This window comes from Pontibacillus sp. HMF3514 (genome assembly GCF_009858175.1).
Lineage (GTDB): Bacteria > Bacillota > Bacilli > Bacillales > BH030062 > Pontibacillus.
The window spans coordinates 426,282-445,533 of the sequence record NZ_CP047393.1; the positions used below are offsets into that span (position 1 = coordinate 426,282).

Genomic DNA, 19,252 nt, shown 5'->3' on the forward strand with positions numbered 1-19,252 from the left:
AAAATTGTAAAGGGTGAGGGTGGTCGTGAAGATCATGAAGATCATGGATACAGTAAGCCAATTTTTCAATGAACATATAGCTCCTCCCCATAAGATCATTTCAGTTGAAAAGCAAGATGAGGAAGAGGGATGGAGAATAACATTAGAAGTTATTGAAGAAAGGGATTATATGAAGAAATACGCTCAGGATGAAATGGTTGGACTATATGAAGTCTATATCGATGAAGAAATGGAAATTACAGGTTTTTCTAGGTTAAGTTTACGTTACCGAAGTGACCTTGAGGAACAATCGTAGTTTCGGAGGACATTGGAAATGAATGAATTGAGAGAAGGATATGACCAGTTTCATCAGGGGATAATGAACCGTTCTTTACGATATCTTTCCATAGGGTATCCCATACACTTTACTGGCCCTTCAGGGGTTGGTAAAACAACATTAGCCATACATATTGCCAAGCAGCTTGATAGACCAATTATGTTTATAAGTGGCAATAAAGAGATGTCCAATGAAGATCTTATAGGTGCCTTTAATGGATACACAAGGCAAAAGACGAAAGATAACTTTGTGAGATCTGTGTATAAAGAAGAAGAAAATCTATCAGAGTCTTGGAATGAAGGGAGACTCTATGAAGCCGTGAAGAATGGGTACACCCTTGTGTATGACGAATTTACTCGATCTCAACCTGAAACGAATAATCTCTTCCTTTCTATTTTAGAAGAAAACATTCTTCCGCTTTACGGAACGAAGCGTACTGAGTCTTATATAAATGTTCACCCAGAGTTTTCAATTATTTTCACAAGTAATCCATCTGAATATGCAGGTGTATTTCGGTCTCAGGATGCCTTGTTAGATCGTATGGTCACGATCCCGATTGAAAATTTAGATCAACAAACGGAAGTGGCAACGGTTCAAAGGAAAACGCAAATATCTAAAGCAGAGGCAAAAGCTATTGTGTCATTTGTAAACAGCGTAAGAAGTCTTTGTCCTATTAAGGAACAAGTATCTGGTCTAAGCTTAAGAGCTTCCTTAAAGATTGCTGAAATATCTAAGCGGTACGAGATACCAATCCAAGGGGATCATAAGGAGTTTCTAATGCTTTGCTTTGATATAACTTGGTTTCCGTTACAATCTTGTGTTAAAAAATCCTATCAGGAAAAGATGAAAAGCAAACTGATTACTGAGATCAAGAAGGTTAGAACGGAGTGAATGTAATGAGCGAAGAAACAGGAATCTATATATTTTGCGGGATTCAGAACAACCATGATAACCATTTTGGAACGATTCATTTTGAAGGAGAGGAACGTTCCATTTTCACCATACATTACAATGATGCAGCCATGGTTGCTACTGAAGTTCCGATGAAGATCTATCATCCGAATAAAGAAAACTTAATGATGCACCAACAAGTCATTTCTTCTGTGATGGAAAAAGAGGATACAGTAATTCCGATAAGCTTTGGGAATGTTTTTCAAACGAATGATGACGTTTTAAAGCTACTTGAAAATCTTTATCCCCAATTTAGTCAACTCTTTCCTAAGGTGAAAGGAAAGATAGAAGTCGGATTGAAGGTTGTTGGAAAAAAGGAATGGTTAGAAGAAGAAATTCATAAAAATCCACAAGTTCAGGATAAGAAACAAACAGTACAAGAAAAATCAAAAAATGCCGGTTTTTATGATCGGATCCAGCTTGGAGAAATGGCTCAGAAGTTTTTTAAGACGATACAACAGGATGTCCAATCAGACATTCATGATGCATTAACTGTAATGGCTGAGTCCTCACAATTGAACGAACCAATTGGAGAGAAAATGTTATTAAATGCAGCTTATTTAATTGATCGTGAGCAAGAAAAGAATTTTGATGAAAAAGTAAATGAGCTCCATGAAAAATGGAAAGACAAAGTAGATTTTAAATACACTGGTCCTTGGCCCGCGTACAATTTTATTAATATTCAACTGAAAGTGGAGGAAACTTCATGATTCATAAACTGTTCACTTCCCCTTTAAATTTGGTTGTCAAAATTGGAGAGCAAGTAAAAGAAGAAGTGGATAAGGAATTATATGACCTGGATCAAATTCAAAAAAAACTCATTCACCTTCAAATGATGTATGAGTTAGAAGAAGTATCAGAAGAAGTCTACAAAGCACAGGAAAGTGAATTACTAGCAAGATACGAAATGGCCAAGAAACGAGAAATGGAACAATGGGAAGACCTAACCCAACGCTAAAAAGTGAGGAAGAAAACATGTCAAAGCTTTTCTATTTATACGGAATCATCCCTCAACATGAAAAGAAAGAAGCTCAATTGCCATCACTTAAGGGGCTAGATGATAAACACGACGTGTACTTGTTGCCGTTTGGAGAAATCGTAGCTGTCGGTTGCAACCTAGATGATCAGGAATATGGTGAGGATCAACTTCACGAAAAAACCAACCAAATGGAATGGGTGCAAGATAAAGCTTATCATCATCACAATGTATTACTTACGATCAGAGAGCATTTTACTGTTATTCCAATGAAGTTTTGTACGATTTATTCGAGTGAAGCAAGTTTAAAGCATATGCTCGAAAATCAACATGAGAATTTGGTGAACCAATTATCCTCGTTAGAAAATAAAGAGGAATGGAATCTTAAAATATATTGTGACTCGGTTAAGTTTAAAGAACAAGTAGAAGCTCACAATTTCAACATAGAGGCGAAAAAAGAGGAGCTTTCCCAAATGTCTCCTGGAAGACAGTATCTAGAAAAGAGAAAGCTTGAGCAACTCATTAATGAAGAAGTTCAAAAAGAACAACAAGCCTTTTGTTCTGAGTTTCATCAAGAACTGGAAAGCTATTCTCATAATAGTACAGTAAAGAAAAACTGGAATAAAGATGTTACAGGCAGAACCGAAGATATGTGTTGGAATAGTGCCTATCTATTCTCGACGAACAATATAGACCATGTGTTGAAAAGAATTACAGAATTAAAATCTGAATCAGCCCAACAAGGATGGGAAATTGAAGCTACAGGACCTTGGCCTGCCTATCATTTTGCAAATCTATCTTAAAGAGAGGCAAATATTATGTCCCATAGAGAAAACTTTGAAAATCGAGATATTGCATTGATAGATATTTTGGATACTGTACTTGATAAGGGTGTAGCCATTAAGGGAGATATCATTATTTCAATAGCAGATATAGATCTAGTCTACCTTGATCTGCGCGTTTTGATCTCAGCAGTAGAAACACTTGTTCAGTCCGATGAGTCAATAGCTAATCACCTATCTTCTAAGCAATTTGATCATGAGAAGGAGGAATTGGAGTATGCCACTGAGCGATCTTGAACAGAAACCTCCAACATCCGGTAGGATCAACTTAGATCCAGATAAAGCAGAACAAGGGTTGGGGCAACTAGTCCTTACAGTAATTGAACTTTTAAGGCAATTAGTTGAACGTCATGCCATTCGGCGAGTTGATGGCGGAACTCTTTCAGAAGAAGAAATTGAAAAGCTTGGCGTAGCTTTAATGAATTTAGAGGTTAAGATGGATGAATTGAAAGACATTTTCCAATTAGAAGATGAAGATTTAAATATTGACCTGGGTCCTTTGGGTAATTTGCTTTAAAAGGAGTGGATTCACAAATGAGTATTGAACACCCCACTCAGTCGAGCAGTATCGTAGATGTTTTAGAAACGGTTTTAGATAAAGGTGTAGTCATTGCTGGAGATGTGAAAGTTAACTTAGCTGATGTTGAATTATTGACGATTAAAATAAGGTTGATTATTGCTTCAGTAGATAAGGCGAAAGAGATTGGTATGGATTGGTGGGAAACTGATCCTTATTTAAGCTCCAAAGCAGCTAATCAAAATCAAAAAGAGCTAGAAGAGGAAAATAATCAACTTAAGAAGCGCATCGAACAGCTTGAAGAAAAAATGGAATAACAAATTAAAAGGTATTAATTTGAAGGGAGAAATAAAGATGACAAAACAACAAGAAAGCGTAAACCAAACTACAAAAACGATTAGTAAAACTGGTGTTTTAACTGGAACGATTATTGGGAGTGTTGTAGGTGCAACAGCAAGCTTACTTCTTGCACCTAAAGGTGGAAAAGAACTTAGAAAAGATTTATCCCAACAGTCTAAGGTTGTATTAGATAAGAGTAAGGATTTAAAGGATCGTACTAGTGAGAAATCAAAAAAGTTACTGAATCCGTGTGAGAATAAAGATGAAACTACCGGAGAAGAAACGAATGAACATGAACTTTCTACCATGAATCATGATCCATTTCCAGTTGAATTGAGCGAAGTCCCACCAGCAAACTTAGAGGAAGAGGATCGTAAATAGGTGTCTGTCACCCCTGTTATTAAATTAAACTTTTCACCTAGTTTTACTCTCTCGTATCAAAGGGTAATGAAAAGAATATCACCATTTAAATATTGTTTAAATAAAGCAAAATTATACGTAATAATAGAAGGGAGAAATAAACATGACAACTAAACAAAAGAATTTAGCACCGGAAACAAAAGCGACAAGTAAAAGAGGGATCGTAACAGGTACCATTATTGGAAGTGTTGTGGGAGCCACAGCAAGCCTTCTTCTTGCTCCAAAAGGTGGTAAGGAACTGAGACAAGATCTATCACAGCAATCTAAGGTTGCCTTAGATAAAGGAAAAGATTTAAAGGATCGTACATCTGAAAAATCTAAGAAGTTCTTAAACCCTTGCGATAGTAACGAAGAAAAAAATGAATATAAAAAAACGCAGGATGTCCAAGATCCATTGCCTGCTGAAGATCAAGAAACTCCTCCGGTAAGTGAACAGAAGTAAATGGGTGCCTTAATTAGGGGCCTGTCACCACCCGCTTAAAGCAGGCACCTAAAGCAAAAAGAAGCATACTCACCACGTAAAGGTTACGGTGAGTATGCTTCTTTTTTTATAAGTTTAGGAGGAAATTTTTACATAAAATTTAACAAGCAATCTATTGCGCCCTCCCCCTATTATTGTAGTATAGTTAGAATAGACAAAATTTTTCAACAAAATGAAGAAGGATTGTTGTGTTAGGAGGAATTGAAACGAATGACCCAGCAAACGTTTATCTACAATTCAAAGTTACATGATTTGTTTCAGAATATCCAAAAAGTAATGATTGGAAAAAGCGAAGTGACAACCCTTAGTATCGTGGCGTTATTAGCCAGAGGGCATGTACTACTTGAAGACGTTCCGGGAGTAGGAAAGACGATGCTTGTAAAAGCGTTGTCTAAATCTGTAGATTCTGAGTTTAAGCGAATTCAATTCACGCCAGATTTACTTCCTTCAGATGTAACGGGTGTGTCTATATATAATCCGAAAGAATTAGAATTTGAATTTCGACCAGGTCCCATTTTAGGGAACATTGTTTTAGCGGATGAAATTAACCGTACCTCCCCTAAGACCCAGTCCTCGTTACTAGAGGGGATGGAAGAAGGAAGCATTACGGTAGATGGATTAACGGTTCCTTTGAAGAATCCTTTCTTTGTTATGGCGACGCAAAACCCAATTGAATATGAAGGAACGTACCCATTACCAGAGGCACAGCTTGATCGTTTCCTATTAAAGCTAAGCATGGGTTACCCGACAGAAAAAGAAGAAATGCAAATGTTGAACAATGTATCTAGAAGCCACCCTATTCATGCATTAGAAGCTGTGATGTCGCAGGAAGACCTTATTGACTGCCAACAGCAGGTTGATGAGGTATATATCGATCAGAATGTTCAGCGATATATCATCGATATTGTGACGAAGACTAGAAATCATGAATCGACATACTTAGGTGTAAGCCCGCGTGGTTCGATTGCGTTAATGAAAGCAGCTAAAGCGTATGCGTTCATACATGACCGTGATTATGTATTACCGGATGATGTTAAATACTTAGCTCCGTTCGTGTTAGCGCACCGTATTATTTTAACGTCAGAGGCAAAATTTGAAGGGGTAACAGCTTTAGGATTAATTCAAGAACTCTTAGAGAAAACTTCAATACCTGTACGCAGGGAAAAATAACATGAAGAAATACTTATCACTCATTGGAAAGCTGTTATTCATTGGTGTACTGTTTGGCGTTCTTTATGCCTACGCCATGTTTCAAGGAGGCTTTGTGAGCTGGTTTCTATTCTATGCCATGCTTCCATTTATCCTCTACATGATCTGCATCATTTTTTATCCCCTTTCAAGATGGAAGATCACAAGGTCGATGTCCAAATCGATATTACAATCAGGTGATTCCGTAACAGCCTATCTCACTATCAGAAGAAAGCTTCCTTTCCCTTTGTATTACTGTATCATTGAGGAATATGTGCCGGAATCTTTAGAAAGAAAAGGGAGTAGGTCGGAAACCTATCAATACATGAGCAACCCGAGTGCTTTATCTAATAAACAAAAAGTGAAGAGCGTTGCTTTTCCTTGGTTTAAGAGAAATATTGAATTCCGATATGAATTTTCACAGGTTCCGAGAGGCGAGCACCATTTTCATACGATCCGTGTACGTACAGGGGACTTATTAGGTTTTGTTAAGAAACAGGCTTATTTTACTGTCCCAAGTAACATCCTAGTATATCCACATCGCCGAAAAGTGCAAATAAGTAAACGCGTAAACAGTTTTGAAGAGGGGGCGGCACCTTCTTTTTCTCCTGCCAAACGTGATACAACGGTCGTAACAGGTGTTCGAGAATATATGCCAGGTGACAAATTCGCTTGGATTGATTGGAAAACAACGGCAAAGAAAAATGCTGTTATGACAAAAGAGTTTGAACAACAGAAAAGCTCAGATATCCTGCTCGTGTTAGATGCAGAGGAAAGTGATGAGGATAAGCGCCTTGCTTTTGAAGGGTGTGTAGAACTGTCTGCATCGTTAATTCATGCTTATAAAGGTATGTCTTCTCAATTGGCGTTTCTATCATTAGGCAAAGAGCCTCGTTATTTTCCGTTTACAAAAGATTCGGATCAGCAGATTTTCATGAATCAACATTTAGCACGCATTGAACCTGATGGAAAAGTGCCTTTTGCGGATGCGATATTAAGACAACAACAATCGATGCCGAATAATTTAATTGTCATGCTTGTCACACGCAAGATAACCGTGCATTTAAAGTCATCTGTTATCCGTCTAAAGCAAAACAATGCCAGGGTGGTATTGTTTCTAATTGATTCGCATGAACGAATTACTGGCCCTGAAGAACAACTGCTTCGAGAGTTAACGATAAGTGGCGTTGTCGTGAATGTTTTGACAGAGTCACAAATGACACAGCAACAATTTGAGGTGAACACATAATGACGAATACCTCACAGGATAATCGACAGATGTTTTTTAGAGGAATTGTCTACCTATGTGGTTTTTTACTTTTTTGGGAATGGCTTAGACCATTGGAGGAAGTAACGGATACATCTGATATTTCGATTTTTGTCATCTATGCAGCCTTTTGTTTCTTTTTATCATATATCCAGCTTCCGTGGTATTTCTCATCACCGCTAAAATTAGTGGGTCTTGCCTTTATTTTAGATGGGCTTTATATGCCGCAACGCTTTTTATCAAAAGAGTGGTTTGGTTTTTTTTATGAACACATCCAATATAACGTAAATGTGATTATGGATTTTCAGTGGTGGGAAATGACCCCATTATTCCGCAGTTTACTCTTCTTACTACTTCTGTGGTTAATGAGTTACTTACTTTATTATTGGTTCGTAGTTGCAAAACGGATTAGCTTTTTCGTGATTTTAACGATTATTTACCTAACGGTTTTAGATACTTTTACGGTATATGAGGCGAAGGTTCCCATCATCCGTACTTTTCTGATCTCATTAACGATTATGGGCGTATCAAGCTTTGTGAAGGAAATGGAGAAGGAATCGATTAATCTTAGGGAAAGAAAAGCTTCGTATATTTGGGTGATCCCTCTTATTCTAGTTGTGTTAGCGTCTAGTATTGTGGGATACGCAGCGCCAAAGCAAGTCTCTCAATGGCCAGACCCAGTTCCGTTCATTAAGTCTACAGCTACTGGATTTGGTGGTGGTTCTGGTGGAAGTGTTCAAAAGGTTGGGTATGGTACGAATGATGAGCGTCTAGGTGGATCTTTTGTGCAAGACGATTCTCTTGTGTTTCAGGCGATCGCCAAAGATGATCATTATTGGCGTATTGAAACGAAAGAAATTTACACAGGTAAAGGCTGGGTTCGTGATGACAAAGGATTCTTCCAAGAAGTGCCAAGTCAAAACCTCGTGAATGTACTTCCTTATTCAGATGAAGTAAAAACAGAGAAGAAGAATGCCATAGTTGCTATGGAGGATCGTGCATCTTTCTCAAAATTGGTTTATCCTTATGGGATTCAAAAAGTTCTAGGCAGTAGGGCTGAATCCTTTGAATTGAACCGAACTACTGGGGAGATTTTGCCACAGAGAAACGGTGAAACGATAAAACTGGATCGTTTCAGTCTGTCTTATAATCAACCTACTTTTTCTTTTAAGCAACTACGAAGTGCATCTACACAGGACCCTGAAAATATTGAAGAGCAATATACACAGTTACCTGAGAGTTTACCTGATCAGGTTCGTCAGTTAGCAGCTACGATCGTTGAGGGGAAGGATAACCGATATGATAAGGCTAAGGCTATTGAAGGTTATTTTTCTCGAAATGGATTTGAATACGATACGCAGGACATTCCAGTTCCAGAAGAAAATGAAGATTATGTAGCAAAATTCTTATTTGAGACGAAACGTGGATACTGTGATAATTATTCAACTTCCATGGTTGTATTGCTAAGAAGCCTTGGTATCCCAGCTCGTTGGGCAAAAGGGTTTACGGGTGGAACAGAAACACAACAAGTAGAATACAACGGTGAAATGTATAATAAGTTTGATGTGAAAAGTTCAAATGCTCACTCCTGGCCTGAGGTTTACTTCCCGGGTGTTGGTTGGGTTCCATTTGAGCCTACTCAGGGTTTTACGAATCCTACAGACATGTACATCGAAGAAACGGATGATAATGAAGAGCAGGATCAGGAGACAAACCTTCCTGATCAGTCCATGCAGGATCCTATGCAAAAACCAGAGTCCATGCAAGAAGATCTATTTAGTGATTCTGGTGGCGGATTATCTTCATCAGAAACATGGATTCCTGCAAAAGTGTTGCTTGGCATCATAGCTGGAGTGATTCTTTTAGCTGGTTTACTATTCTTCTATCGATTCCATATTCAAATGGTTTACTACAAGTGGCGTATCTATCGAAATCCAAATAAAGAAAATTTTGAAGCGGCTTATCTCTTTTTATTAAAATCGTTAGATGTGAAAGAGAAGATTGCTCGCTCTTCTCAACAAAGTTTGAGAGAGTACGCCCGTGAAGTTGATTCGTTCTATCAATCTCGAGATATGGGGATTCTCACCCATCACTATGAGCGTCTGTTATACCGTAACGATATCCAAGGACAGCCTTGGGATAAGGTTAGGGAATTGTGGGAAAATTTAATTAAAAAGACATTGTCTTGACCTTCATGACCTGCCTTGATAGAATGAGTGCAACTTAATAAGAGACCTTCATATATCCTCGATAATACGGTTCGAGAGTCTCTACCGGAGCACCGATAATGCTCTGACTATGAAGGCAGAAGCCGTGTGAGTTATATGTGTACAGGGGATTTCTGCCTTCTATGGGCAGAAGTCCCCTTTTTTATTGAACCTCTTAATAGTTTTATAGCGATCTTGCATTTATAATAGTAATCATTAATAAAGGAGATGACATACATGAGCCAGGTAAATGACATGATTCTTGTACTCGACTTTGGTAGTCAGTATAATCAGCTTATCACAAGACGAATTCGTGAGTTCGGTGTGTATAGTGAATTGCATTCTCACAGATTGACAGCGGAAGACATTCGCCGTATGAACCCGAAAGGTATTATCCTCTCAGGTGGTCCGAACAGTGTGTATGAGGAGAATAGTTTCAGGTGCGATCCAGAAATATTTGATCTCGATATACCGATTTTAGGTATTTGTTATGGGATGCAATTGATGACACATCATTTTGGTGGCAATGTACAACAGGCAGATGAACGTGAATATGGTAAAGCAACCATTCATGTTCAAGAATCTCCTCGTCTATTTGGAAATCTTCCGAAAGAACAAGTTGTTTGGATGAGTCATAGTGACAAGGTGATTGAAGCTCCTCAAGAGTTCACGGTAGATGCTGTGAATGAGTCATGTCCGGTAGCAGCCATGAGTCATCAAGAAAGATCATTGTATGGCGTTCAATTCCACCCAGAAGTGCGCCACTCTGAGTACGGTAATGATTTATTAAAACAATTTGTTTTTCAGATTTGTGAATCCAAAGCAGAGTGGACAATGGAAAACCTTGTTGAGTTAGAAGTTGAAAAGGTCCGAGAACAAGTGGGTGACCAAAAGGTACTTTGTGCTTTAAGTGGTGGTGTTGATTCTTCTGTAGTTGCAGCACTTATTCATAAAGCAATCGGCGACCAACTAACATGTATCTTTGTGGATCACGGGTTACTGCGTAAAAATGAAGCGGATAGTGTCATGGAAACATTCAGTGGAGATTTTAATATGAATATTATTAAAGTTGATGCTCAAGAACGATTTATGTCTAAACTTCATGGCGTTTCGGACCCAGAAGAAAAGCGTAAGATTATCGGTAATGAATTTATATATGTGTTCGATGATGAAGCAGATAAACTGAAGGATATTGACTTTTTAGCTCAAGGAACTCTTTATACAGACATTATCGAAAGTGGTACAGAAACAGCGCAAACGATTAAATCTCACCACAACGTAGGCGGTCTTCCAGAGAACATGCAATTTAAGTTAATTGAGCCGTTAAATACGTTATTTAAAGATGAAGTGAGAGCGCTAGGTACAGAGCTTGGTGTTCCTGATGAAATTGTTTGGCGCCAACCATTCCCTGGACCTGGACTTGCGATCCGTGTATTAGGTGAGATTACAGAAGAAAAACTTGAGATCGTGCGTGAATCTGATGCCGTTCTTCGTGACGAAATTAAAAAAGCTGGTTTGGATCGTGACATTTGGCAGTACTTCACTGTATTACCTGATTTCCGTAGTGTAGGAGTTATGGGAGATGCGAGAACATATGATTATACTGTTGGTATCCGTGCGGTAACTTCAGTAGATGGGATGACATCTGATTGGGCGCGTATTCCATTTGATGTACTTGAGAAGATTTCGAACAGAATTGTAAATGAAGTTCAGCATGTTAATCGTATTGTGTATGACGTAACGAGTAAGCCACCTTCAACGATTGAATGGGAATAAAAGCGAATGTTTTGCCTTTTTAATGCAATTAATGTTCGTTTTTAGTGTTGACTCTTGTCGAAATGGCTAGTAAAATGGTCATATAAATAAATGAATACAACCACCATCGTATAATATTGGGGATAAGGCCCAAGAGTTTCTACCGGACTACCGTAAATGGTCCGACTACGAGGTAATTACTAGATGATCAAAGACAAGAGAGTATATCATATACAAAAGGAACGTATATGTATGATTTGCTTTTACTAGTCTAGTAATTCCCTCTGGTTCGATAGAAAACACTCTTGGCTAATGCTAAGGGTGTTTTTTTATGTATCGGTGGCATGAATCAGGGAGGAATCAAATTATGAAGAACTTCTTCAAGTTTAAGGAATTAGGTACAAATTATCGTACTGAGTTTATAGCTGGATTAACAACGTTTTTATCAATGGCTTATATTCTGTTTGTGAATCCTAGTGTTTTGGCGCTTGATGGGGTGGAGCAGCTACCGGAAGGCGTTTCACGAATTGATAAAGGTGCAGTGTTTACTGCTACAGCGATAGCGGCTGCCATTGGCTCACTTATAATGGGTCTCTTGGCAAAATATCCGATCGCTCTAGCGCCTGGTATGGGGTTAAATGCGTTCTTTGCCTATACGGTTGTTCTTTCGTATGGAATTAATTGGGATGTAGCGTTAGCCGGTGTATTTGTTTCAGGATTTATTTTCATTATTTTAACGGTATCCGGCATACGTGAAAAAATCATTAATGCAATACCATCCAATTTAAAAATGGCAGTTGGAGCTGGTATTGGTCTGTTTATAGCGTTTATAGGCTTTCAGAATTCTGGCATCATTAAAAGTAACCCAGATACACTTGTACAACTTGGACCTCTAGGTGAATCAACAACATTGCTTGCTATTTTTGGTCTGATTGTATCTATTATTCTATTGGCAGCAGGCGTAAAAGGCGGAATCTTCTTTGGGATGATTCTTACTTCAATTGCAGGGATTATTACAGGTTTAATCGACCCACCATCAGGATTGAATGGAATTGTAGGATCTGTACCTAGTGTGGCGCCTACATTTGGTGAGGCGATAGTTCATTTACCAGAAGTGTTAACGTTAGATATGCTTGTTGTTATTTTAACTTTCTTGTTTGTGGACTTTTTTGATACTGCTGGTACACTTGTGGCCGTTGCGACGCAAGCAGGTTTAGTGAAAGATAACAAAATCCCAAATGCTAGTCGTGCATTGTTCGCTGACTCAGCTGCAACAGTAGCAGGCTCAGTTCTTGGGACGTCTACCACTACATCTTATATTGAATCCTCTGCTGGTGTTGGAGCGGGAGGACGTACTGGTTTTACAGCAGTTGTAACGGCAGGGTTCTTCTTGCTCGCTTTAATTTTCTCTCCATTATTAAGTGTTGTAACGCAAGAAGTTACTGCACCAGCTTTGATTATTGTTGGAGTTCTAATGTCTGCATCATTGAAAAATATTGACTGGGATCAGTTTGAGATTGCAGTACCTGCTTTCTTAACGGTTATTGCGATGCCTCTAACGTATAGTATTGCTACTGGTATTGCGATCGGATTTATCTTTTACCCAATAACAATGATCGTAAAAGGAAGGATAAAAGAAATTCATCCGGTTATGTATTTCTTGTTTGTTGTTTTTGTTCTCTATTTTGTTTTCTTAGGTTAAAGAAAAGAATGAACGACTCAGCACGGGCTTTTTAAAGGGCTCGTGTTTTTTGTTAAGAAATTGCAGATTATTTTTTGATTGTTAACAGGAGTTGTGAGAGTATTATGGTAGAACTATCCTAAGAAACGTTATTTCATAATCTTGATAGAGGTGACGATCCCTTGAAAAACCAAGAGTTATTTAAGATAGCAAATATAATAGAAGAAAGAAAACATGAATTAGCAAGACAAGTAAAAGGTGAAGAAGAAAACGAAGAAGCTACTAAAGCTTTTGAAGAACTTTATCAGCTTTTTGCTGATGGTTTAAAAAATGGAAAAGAAGAAACCGTTGAAAATGTAACAGAGTGGGGCAAACGAATCGGAAAACTTTCTTTAGAGTATGGTGGCAAGTTAGATGAGTCGTTAAAAGAAACCTCTGCATTCCGAGATACACTTTGGGATACAATTGAGAGAATTATGAAAGAAGAGGACTTCAGCCGAGATACGGTATTCCGTGTAGCTAGAATAATTGATCCTCTTTTAGATGAAGCTGTCTATGCTTTTAGTACAGAATTCGTTGATTCTTATAAAGAAACATTAGATAAAGCGCAAGAAGAATTTTTGAAGTTATCTGCGCCTGTTGTACCCATTTATGATGGAGTAGCGGTATTGCCTATTATCGGTAGTGTTGATGAAAATAGAGCATATTATTTAATGGATACTACTCTTAAGGAAGCAACGAAAAGACAATTGAGCTACTTACTAATTGACCTTTCGGGTGTAGCGGTTGTAGATACTATGGTAGCAAATAGTATCTATAATATTATCCACTCCTTAGAATTGGTTGGTGTGAAAGCGATTCTAGCAGGTATTCGACCTGAAGTAGCTCATACAATGGTCAGCCTGGGTATTAATTTCTCTGAAATCCAAACCTACAACTCATTACAACAAGCTCTTTCAACCCATGTTTTTAAGTAATAAACAATGTTATAATAGATAGACAATCAAAAGCGCTCTTACCTTTTAAATAAAGGTGGGCGCTTTTGGTGTATGAGAGTTAAGAAGGGGTGTAACAACTCTTTTAAATAGATTTAAAAAAATATGAATCTACCTATTGCATTCCTATTTGCATACGTGGTACATTATTAATTGTCGCATTGAGAGCGGCAACGCAAGACATTCGAAGGAAACAAATTAAATAAACTTTTTCAAAAAAGTTATTGACTCTCTTTCGGATAAATGATATATTAATTGAGTCGCTGTTTTGAGGCGACGAAATAAAAGAAACACCATTTGATCCTTGAAAACTGAACGAAACGACATGTTACGTCAATGAATTACTTTTTATTTTTAAAAAGCCAGACATCATTTTGATGCAAAGGCGAACTCTTATGGAGAGTTTGATCTTGGCTCAGGACGAACGCTGGCGGCGTGCCTAATACATGCAAGTCGAGCGCGTGAAACAACATGATCCCTTCGGGGTGATTGTTGTGGATCGAGCGGCGGACGGGTGAGTAACACGTGGGTAACCTACCTGAGAGATCGGGATAACCCCGGGAAACCGGGGCTAATACCGAATAATCGTTGGAACCGCATGGTTCCAGCGTAAAAGGCGGCTTTTGCCGTCACTTTCAGATGGACCCGCGGCGCATTAGCTAGTTGGTAAGGTAACGGCTTACCAAGGCAACGATGCGTAGCCGACCTGAGAGGGTGATCGGCCACACTGGGACTGAGACACGGCCCAGACTCCTACGGGAGGCAGCAGTAGGGAATCTTCCGCAATGGACGAAAGTCTGACGGAGCAACGCCGCGTGAACGATGAAGGTCTTCGGATCGTAAAGTTCTGTTGTTAGGGAAGAACAAGTACCAGAGGAAATGCTGGTACCTTGACGGTACCTAACCAGAAAGCCACGGCTAACTACGTGCCAGCAGCCGCGGTAATACGTAGGTGGCAAGCGTTGTCCGGAATTATTGGGCGTAAAGCGCGCGCAGGCGGTTCCTTAAGTCTGATGTGAAAGCCCACAGCTCAACTGTGGAGGGCCATTGGAAACTGGGGAACTTGAGTACAGAAGAGGAGAGCGGAATTCCACGTGTAGCGGTGAAATGCGTAGATATGTGGAGGAACACCAGTGGCGAAGGCGGCTCTCTGGTCTGTAACTGACGCTGAGGCGCGAAAGCGTGGGTAGCAAACAGGATTAGATACCCTGGTAGTCCACGCCGTAAACGTTGAGTGCTAGGTGTTAGGGGGTTTCCGCCCCTTAGTGCTGAAGTTAACGCATTAAGCACTCCGCCTGGGGAGTACGGCCGCAAGGCTGAAACTCAAAAGAATTGACGGGGGCCCGCACAAGCGGTGGAGCATGTGGTTTAATTCGAAGCAACGCGAAGAACCTTACCAGGTCTTGACATCTTCCGCTATCCCTAGAGATAGGGAGTTCCCTTCGGGGACGGAATGACAGGTGGTGCATGGTTGTCGTCAGCTCGTGTCGTGAGATGTTGGGTTAAGTCCCGCAACGAGCGCAACCCCTAATCTTAGTTGCCAGCATTCAGTTGGGCACTCTAAGGTGACTGCCGGTGACAAACCGGAGGAAGGCGGGGATGACGTCAAATCATCATGCCCCTTATGACCTGGGCTACACACGTGCTACAATGGATGGTACAGAGGGCAGCGAGACCGCGAGGTCAAGCAAATCTCAAAAAACCATTCTCAGTTCGGATTGCAGGCTGCAACTCGCCTGTATGAAGCCGGAATCGCTAGTAATCGCAGGTCAGCATACTGCGGTGAATACGTTCCCGGGCCTTGTACACACCGCCCGTCACACCACGAGAGTTGGCAACACCCGAAGTCGGTGAGGTAACCTTTTTGGAGCCAGCCGCCGAAGGTGGGGCCAATGATTGGGGTGAAGTCGTAACAAGGTAGCCGTATCGGAAGGTGCGGCTGGATCACCTCCTTTCTAAGGATAACTACGGAAAACGCAGTGTTACTGCGTTCAACGTGACATGTTTCGTTTTGTTCAGTTTTGAAAGATTAATTTCTTCATATTTTTCTCCTATAAGGAATGGGCCTGTAGCTCAGCTGGTTAGAGCGCACGCCTGATAAGCGTGAGGTCGGTGGTTCAAGTCCACTCAGGCCCACCATTCCTAACTTTATATGGGGCCTTAGCTCAGATGGGAGAGCGCCTGCTTTGCACGCAGGAGGTCAGCGGTTCGATCCCGCTAGGCTCCACCAACTCAACTAATATGTACCTTGAAAACTAGATAAGAATCAGACATCAAACCAACGTCAATTTTTTCATTCACACCAGATGATATTCGCTCATCTGGCAACTTGAGATAGTTAAGTGAATAAGGGCGCACGGTGGATGCCTTGGCACTAGGAGCTGATGAAGGACGGGACAAACACCGATATGCTTCGGTTAGCCGTAAGTAGGCTATGATCCGGAGATTTCCGAATGGGGAAACCCACCGCCCGTAATGGGGTGGTATTCTTAACTGAATTCATAGGTTAAGAAAGGCAGACCCGGGGAACTGAAACATCTCAGTACCCGGAGGAAGAGAAAGCAAACGCGATTTCCTGAGTAGCGGCGAGCGAAACGGAATTAGCCCAAACCAGAGAGCTTGCTCTCTGGGGTTGTAGGACACTCCTTTGGAGTTACCAAGGAACAAGATAGATGAATCGATCTGGAATGATCAGCCAAAGAAGGTAACGGCCCTGTAATCAAAATCTTGTTCCCTCCGGAGTGGATCCTGAGTACGGCGGAACACGTGTAATTCCGTCGGAATCCGGGAGGACCATCTCCCAAGGCTAAATACTCCCTAGTGACCGATAGTGAACCAGTACCGTGAGGGAAAGGTGAAAAGCACCCCGGGAGGGGAGTGAAATAGAACCTGAAACCGTGTGCCTACAAGTAGTCGGAGCCCGTTAATGGGTGACGGCGTACCTTTTGTAGAATGGACCGGCGAGTTACGATCCCATGCAAGGTTAAGTTGAAGAAACGGAGCCGCAGCGAAAGCGAGTCTGAATAGGGCGATTTGAGTATGTGGTCGTAGACCCGAAACCGTGTGATCTACCCATGTCCAGGGTGAAGGCCAGGTAACACTGGCTGGAGGCCCGAACCCACGCACGTTGAAAAGTGCGGGGATGAGGTGTGGGTAGCGGTGAAATGCCAATCGAACACGGAGATAGCTGGTTCTCTCCGAAATAGCTTTAGGGCTAGCCTCAAAGTGAGAGTCATGGAGGTAGAGCACTGATTGGACTAGGGGCCCTCATCGGGTTACCGAATTCAGTCAAACTCCGAATGCCATCGACTTATCTTTGGGAGTCAGACTATGAGTGATAAGGTCCATAGTCGAAAGGGAAACAGCCCAGACCGCCAGCTAAGGTCCCTAAGTGTATGTTAAGTGGAAAAGGATGTGGAGTTGCTTAGACAACCAGGATGTTGGCTTAGAAGCAGCCATCATTTAAAGAGTGCGTAATAGCTCACTGGTCGAGTGACTCTGCGCCGAAAATGTACCGGGGCTAAACATACCACCGAAGCTGCGGATTGTTCTTTGAACAATGGTAGGAGAGCGTTCTAAGTGCTGTGAAGTCAGACCGTGAGGACTGGTGGAGCGCTTAGAAGTGAGAATGCCGGTATGAGTAGCGAAAGAAGAGTGAGAATCTCTTCCACCGTAAGTCTAAGGTTTCCTGAGGAAGGCTCGTCCGCTCAGGGTTAGTCGGGACCTAAGCCGAGGCCGAAAGGCGTAGGCGATGGATAACAGGTTGATATTCCTGTACCACCTCCTTTCCGTTTGAGCAACGGGGGGACGCAGTAGGATAAGGGAAGCGCGCCATTGGATGTGCGCGCCCAAGCAGTGAGTGTGATGCATAGGCAAATCCGTGCATCAAACACAAGCTGTGATGGGGAGGGAACTATAGTACCGAAGTCCCTGATTTCACACTGCCAAGAAAAGCCTCTAGCGAGGAAAGTGGTGCCCGTACCGCAAACCGACACAGGTAGACGAGGAGAGTATCCTAAGGTGATCGGGAGAACTCTTGTTAAGGAACTCGGCAAAATGACCCCGTAACTTCGGGAGAAGGGGTGCTCCTTCATAAGGAGGAGCCGCAGTGAAAAGGCCCAAACGACTGTTTAGCAAAAACACAGGTCTCTGCGAAACCGTAAGGTGAAGTATAGGGGCTGACACCTGCCCGGTGCTGGAAGGTTAAGAGGATGAGTTAGCTTCTTGCGAAGCTCTGAATCGAAGCCCCAGTAAACGGCGGCCGTAACTATAACGGTCCTAAGGTAGCGAAATTCCTTGTCGGGTAAGTTCCGACCCGCACGAAAGGTGCAACGATTTGGGCACTGTCTCAACAAGAGACCCGGTGAAATTATACTATGCGTGAAGATGCGCATTACCCGCGACTGGACGGAAAGACCCCGTGGAGCTTTACTGTAGCCTGATATTGAATGTTGGTACAGCTTGTACAGGATAGGTAGGAGCCTTGGAAACCGGAGCGCCAGCTTCGGTGGAGGCATTGGTGGGATACTACCCTGGCTGTACTGACATTCTAACCCAGGGCCGTGATCCGGCCCGGAGACAGTGTCAGGTGGGCAGTTTGACTGGGGCGGTCGCCTCCCAAAAAGTAACGGAGGCGCCCAAAGGTTCCCTCAGAATGGTTGGAAATCATTCGCAGAGTGCAAAGGCACAAGGGAGCTTGACTGCGAGACCTACAAGTCGAGCAGGGACGAAAGTCGGGCTTAGTGATCCGGCGGTACCGAATGGAAGGGCCGTCGCTCAACGGATAAAAGCTACCCCGGGGATAACAGGCTTATCTCCCCCAAGAGTCCACATCGACGGGGAGGTTTGGCACCTCGATGTCGGCTCATCGCATCCTGGGGCTGTAGTCGGTCCCAAGGGTTGGGCTGTTCGCCCATTAAAGCGGTACGCGAGCTGGGTTCAGAACGTCGTGAGACAGTTCGGTCCCTATCCGTCGTGGGCGTTGGAAATTTGAGAGGAGCTGTCCTTAGTACGAGAGGACCGGGATGGACACACCGCTGGTGCACCAGTTGTTCCGCCAGGAGCACAGCTGGGTAGCTACGTGTGGACGGGATAAGTGCTGAAAGCATCTAAGCATGAAGCCCCCCTCGAGATGAAATTTCCCATCACTTCAAGTGAGTAAGATCCCTTGTAGACGACAAGGTTGATAGGTCAGAGGTGGAAGCGTGGTGACACGTGCAGCTGACTGATACTAATCGATCGAGGACTTATCTATCTCTATTGAAAAAACGTTACGATGTCTCTTATCTAGTTTTGAAGGTATATCCTTCAACTATAT

General features: G+C 41.7%; 16 protein-coding genes, 2 tRNA genes, 2 rRNA genes and 2 riboswitches. All 20 genes read left to right on the forward strand.

The genetic code is table 11. The features are described 5' to 3' along the window. The first annotated feature begins 25 nt into the window (after window positions 1-25). The 20 genes from gvpO (at window position 26) to GS400_RS02385 (ending at window position 19,189) form a co-directional block, all read left to right on the forward strand. Window positions 26-295, forward strand: a complete 270-nt coding sequence (gene gvpO, locus GS400_RS02290; protein ID WP_160098651.1) for a gas vesicle protein GvpO — start codon at window positions 26-28, stop codon at window positions 293-295. An 18-nt stretch (window positions 296-313) separates the two neighbouring features. Beyond that, window positions 314-1,207 carry a gas vesicle protein GvpN gene (gene gvpN, locus GS400_RS02295; protein ID WP_160098653.1) on the forward strand — a complete coding sequence of 298 codons (894 nt, stop codon included), beginning with the start codon at window positions 314-316 and terminating at the stop codon, window positions 1,205-1,207. A 5-nt stretch (window positions 1,208-1,212) separates the two neighbouring features. Next, window positions 1,213-1,977 carry a GvpL/GvpF family gas vesicle protein gene (locus GS400_RS02300; protein ID WP_160098655.1) on the forward strand — a complete coding sequence of 255 codons (765 nt, stop codon included), beginning with the start codon at window positions 1,213-1,215 and terminating at the stop codon, window positions 1,975-1,977. Next, on the forward strand, window positions 1,974-2,225 hold the full coding sequence (locus GS400_RS02305) for a gas vesicle protein GvpG (protein ID WP_160098657.1): 252 nt from the start codon (window positions 1,974-1,976) through the stop codon (window positions 2,223-2,225). The genes GS400_RS02300 and GS400_RS02305 overlap by 4 nt, the downstream gene beginning before the upstream one ends. 17 nt (window positions 2,226-2,242) lie before the next feature. Then, on the forward strand, window positions 2,243-3,046 hold the full coding sequence (locus tag GS400_RS02310) for a GvpL/GvpF family gas vesicle protein (protein WP_160098659.1): 804 nt from the start codon (window positions 2,243-2,245) through the stop codon (window positions 3,044-3,046). A gap of 15 nt (window positions 3,047-3,061) precedes the next feature. Continuing rightward, a complete protein-coding gene (gene gvpJ / locus GS400_RS02315; protein ID WP_160098661.1) occupies window positions 3,062-3,322 on the forward strand; it encodes a gas vesicle protein GvpJ in 261 nt (86 codons plus the stop codon). After that, on the forward strand, window positions 3,303-3,602 hold the full coding sequence (locus GS400_RS02320; protein WP_160098663.1) for a gas vesicle protein K: 300 nt from the start codon (window positions 3,303-3,305) through the stop codon (window positions 3,600-3,602). Before gvpJ (GS400_RS02315) ends, GS400_RS02320 begins: the two co-directional genes overlap by 20 nt. A 17-nt stretch (window positions 3,603-3,619) precedes the next feature. Then, window positions 3,620-3,919: a gas vesicle protein gene (gene gvpJ / locus GS400_RS02325; RefSeq protein WP_160098665.1), complete on the forward strand. Its 300-nt coding sequence runs from the start codon at window positions 3,620-3,622 to the stop codon at window positions 3,917-3,919. 37 nt (window positions 3,920-3,956) lie between these two features. Further along, entirely contained in the window at window positions 3,957-4,322 is a 366-nt protein-coding gene (locus tag GS400_RS02330; protein ID WP_160098667.1) for a YtxH domain-containing protein, read from the forward strand. Between the two features lie 142 nt (window positions 4,323-4,464). Beyond that, window positions 4,465-4,803: a YtxH domain-containing protein gene (locus GS400_RS02335; RefSeq protein ID WP_160098669.1), complete on the forward strand. Its 339-nt coding sequence runs from the start codon at window positions 4,465-4,467 to the stop codon at window positions 4,801-4,803. Window positions 4,804-5,052: 249 nt separating this feature from the next. Then, a complete protein-coding gene (locus GS400_RS02340; protein ID WP_160098671.1) occupies window positions 5,053-6,012 on the forward strand; it encodes an AAA family ATPase in 960 nt (319 codons plus the stop codon). 1 nt (window position 6,013) lies between these two features. Then, entirely contained in the window at window positions 6,014-7,279 is a 1,266-nt protein-coding gene (locus GS400_RS02345; protein WP_160098673.1) for a DUF58 domain-containing protein, read from the forward strand. Continuing rightward, window positions 7,279-9,486, forward strand: a complete 2,208-nt coding sequence (locus GS400_RS02350; RefSeq protein WP_160098675.1) for a transglutaminase-like domain-containing protein — start codon at window positions 7,279-7,281, stop codon at window positions 9,484-9,486. The genes GS400_RS02345 and GS400_RS02350 overlap by 1 nt, the downstream gene beginning before the upstream one ends. Window positions 9,487-9,514: 28 nt before the next feature. Further along, window positions 9,515-9,616: riboswitch (purine riboswitch) on the forward strand. A 116-nt stretch (window positions 9,617-9,732) separates the two neighbouring features. Then, complete coding sequence (gene guaA, locus GS400_RS02355; protein ID WP_160098677.1) at window positions 9,733-11,280, forward strand: glutamine-hydrolyzing GMP synthase; 1,548 nt, start codon at window positions 9,733-9,735, stop codon at window positions 11,278-11,280. Window positions 11,281-11,365: 85 nt separating this feature from the next. Beyond that, window positions 11,366-11,468, forward strand: a riboswitch (purine riboswitch). A gap of 158 nt (window positions 11,469-11,626) precedes the next feature. Further along, window positions 11,627-12,961: an NCS2 family permease gene (locus GS400_RS02360; RefSeq protein ID WP_160098679.1), complete on the forward strand. Its 1,335-nt coding sequence runs from the start codon at window positions 11,627-11,629 to the stop codon at window positions 12,959-12,961. Between the two features lie 161 nt (window positions 12,962-13,122). Continuing rightward, window positions 13,123-13,917: an STAS domain-containing protein gene (locus GS400_RS02365; RefSeq protein WP_160098681.1), complete on the forward strand. Its 795-nt coding sequence runs from the start codon at window positions 13,123-13,125 to the stop codon at window positions 13,915-13,917. Window positions 13,918-14,327: 410 nt separating this feature from the next. After that, window positions 14,328-15,890, forward strand: a 16S ribosomal RNA gene (locus GS400_RS02370). 107 nt (window positions 15,891-15,997) lie between these two features. After that, window positions 15,998-16,074 (forward strand) — tRNA-Ile (locus tag GS400_RS02375). 15 nt (window positions 16,075-16,089) lie between these two features. After that, a tRNA-Ala gene (locus tag GS400_RS02380) sits at window positions 16,090-16,165 on the forward strand. 106 nt (window positions 16,166-16,271) lie between these two features. Further along, window positions 16,272-19,189: ribosomal RNA gene (locus tag GS400_RS02385) — 23S ribosomal RNA — on the forward strand. Together the 16S and 23S rRNA genes with 2 tRNA genes alongside form the textbook arrangement of a ribosomal RNA operon. Window positions 19,190-19,252: the final 63 nt, after the last annotated feature.

What these genes read in the sequence shown, in the direction of transcription:
- GS400_RS02360 (WP_160098679.1), top strand. Translation starts at nt 11,627, where the DNA reads ATGAAGAACTTCTTCAAGTTTAAGGAATTAGGTACAAATTATCGTACT.
- GS400_RS02330 (WP_160098667.1), top strand. Translation starts at nt 3,957, where the DNA reads ATGACAAAACAACAAGAAAGCGTAAACCAAACTACAAAAACGATTAGT.
- GS400_RS02300 (WP_160098655.1), top strand. Translation starts at nt 1,213, where the DNA reads ATGAGCGAAGAAACAGGAATCTATATATTTTGCGGGATTCAGAACAAC.
- gvpJ (WP_160098661.1), top strand. Translation starts at nt 3,062, where the DNA reads ATGTCCCATAGAGAAAACTTTGAAAATCGAGATATTGCATTGATAGAT.
- GS400_RS02320 (WP_160098663.1), top strand. Translation starts at nt 3,303, where the DNA reads ATGCCACTGAGCGATCTTGAACAGAAACCTCCAACATCCGGTAGGATC.
- GS400_RS02340 (WP_160098671.1), top strand. Translation starts at nt 5,053, where the DNA reads ATGACCCAGCAAACGTTTATCTACAATTCAAAGTTACATGATTTGTTT.
- GS400_RS02305 (WP_160098657.1), top strand. Translation starts at nt 1,974, where the DNA reads ATGATTCATAAACTGTTCACTTCCCCTTTAAATTTGGTTGTCAAAATT.
- gvpN (WP_160098653.1), top strand. Translation starts at nt 314, where the DNA reads ATGAATGAATTGAGAGAAGGATATGACCAGTTTCATCAGGGGATAATG.
- GS400_RS02310 (WP_160098659.1), top strand. Translation starts at nt 2,243, where the DNA reads ATGTCAAAGCTTTTCTATTTATACGGAATCATCCCTCAACATGAAAAG.
- gvpJ (WP_160098665.1), top strand. Translation starts at nt 3,620, where the DNA reads ATGAGTATTGAACACCCCACTCAGTCGAGCAGTATCGTAGATGTTTTA.
- GS400_RS02350 (WP_160098675.1), top strand. Translation starts at nt 7,279, where the DNA reads ATGACGAATACCTCACAGGATAATCGACAGATGTTTTTTAGAGGAATT.
- GS400_RS02345 (WP_160098673.1), top strand. Translation starts at nt 6,014, where the DNA reads ATGAAGAAATACTTATCACTCATTGGAAAGCTGTTATTCATTGGTGTA.
- guaA (WP_160098677.1), top strand. Translation starts at nt 9,733, where the DNA reads ATGACATACATGAGCCAGGTAAATGACATGATTCTTGTACTCGACTTT.
- GS400_RS02335 (WP_160098669.1), top strand. Translation starts at nt 4,465, where the DNA reads ATGACAACTAAACAAAAGAATTTAGCACCGGAAACAAAAGCGACAAGT.